Origin of the sequence: Acinetobacter gyllenbergii CIP 110306 = MTCC 11365, from assembly GCF_000413855.1 — a bacterium.
Taxonomy (GTDB): domain Bacteria; phylum Pseudomonadota; class Gammaproteobacteria; order Pseudomonadales; family Moraxellaceae; genus Acinetobacter; species Acinetobacter gyllenbergii.
This window is the reverse complement of record NZ_ATGG01000053.1, coordinates 1-1,177: the sequence shown is the minus strand read 5'-3', so window position 1 is coordinate 1,177 and position 1,177 is coordinate 1. Positions and strand designations below refer to the sequence as shown.

1 protein-coding gene is annotated in these 1,177 nt (G+C 35.1%); it reads left to right on the top strand.

Features of this window, described 5'->3' with window-relative positions:
• Nucleotides 1-3: 3 nt before the first annotated feature.
• On the top strand, nt 4-1,005 hold the full coding sequence (locus F957_RS21710; RefSeq protein ID WP_016542960.1) for a T6SS immunity protein Tli4 family protein: 1,002 nt from the start codon (nt 4-6) through the stop codon (nt 1,003-1,005).
• The last annotated feature ends 172 nt before the right edge of the window (nt 1,006-1,177 follow it).

Genomic DNA, 1,177 nt, shown 5'->3' with positions numbered 1-1,177 from the left:
TTGATGAATAAAATATATGCCTGTCTATTCTTAACTACATATGTATTCAGTGCTGGCTGTGCATCTACAAAAGCAGAAATTAAAAATAATGCAAATAACAGGATGGATTTAGAAAGAAGCAAAAGCTATTGCATTGGGCGGTATACCGTAGAGATTCCTGCTGAGGCCAATCCTTTAAATCGCTATGATCAATACGACTCATTTATTATTAAAGTCAAAGAAAATGCGACACGTCAAGATTTTGATGAAGCGGTTCAAAAAGTAAGAAAAGAATACTCTACGGGTGATTGGTCTATTACGGATGACTCCCAAGAACAAGAAATTGAGGGGCGTTTGACTAAAATAATTAAAGGGAAAACATCAAAAGATAAAGGTGATCCATTTGATGTTTTTGGTTTTGTGTTCGATAAAAAGACTTTGTTTCTAATAGAAGGTGGGCATAGTGATCTACCTGAGTGGACCGAAAAAAGTAATGAAGCTATACAGCATCTCGTTAAAAACTTGCGCTATCGTCCAGAACATGAGATTCCTAAAGAGATAGGTCAATGTATTTATCAGGGTTTTATCAAAGATAATGATCAAAAATTTAGACACAGTAAACAAAAAATGGGTTTTGATTTTAAAGACTATCCGAGTGTCGTATTACGTTTTGATAGTGAAACAAATTCACAGCAAACTGCACAAATGATCCCTAGAATTGAAAATAAATTAAGTCAAGCTGGACAAAGTCAGCATCAAGTTAATAAAGACAATATTCGGAAAGGTGAAAAAAATACGAGCTATTTAAATGGGCAAGAATGGATTTCGGTCGAGAAAATGAAAGGTAAAAATGGAGTCAGTGCGCTATGGGAATATACGGGTACAGCCCGTAATAATAAAGACCCCCTTATTGGTTTTGAAGTTGACACCGCTTATTCATCTTTTGGAAATCAGACCAGTAGTTTAGCGCAGGGTGAAGCGTTAAAACTATATGAGTCTATTTTAAAAACCATTCGTAAATTCTGAGAATAACTATGTCGATAAATGCAATAGGATCATTTAAAACCGAGTTGCTAGAAGGACTTAGCAATGTAATGGCTCAGGCCGTGATCACACTATTAGGATATATTGATGAATAAAATATATGCCTGTCTATTCTTAACTACATATGTATTCAGTGCTGGCTGTGCATCTACAA

Bases quoted from the DNA above. Each gene is read 5' to 3' on its own strand.
- F957_RS21710 (WP_016542960.1), top strand. From the start codon at position 4: ATGAATAAAATATATGCCTGTCTATTCTTAACTACATATGTATTCAGT.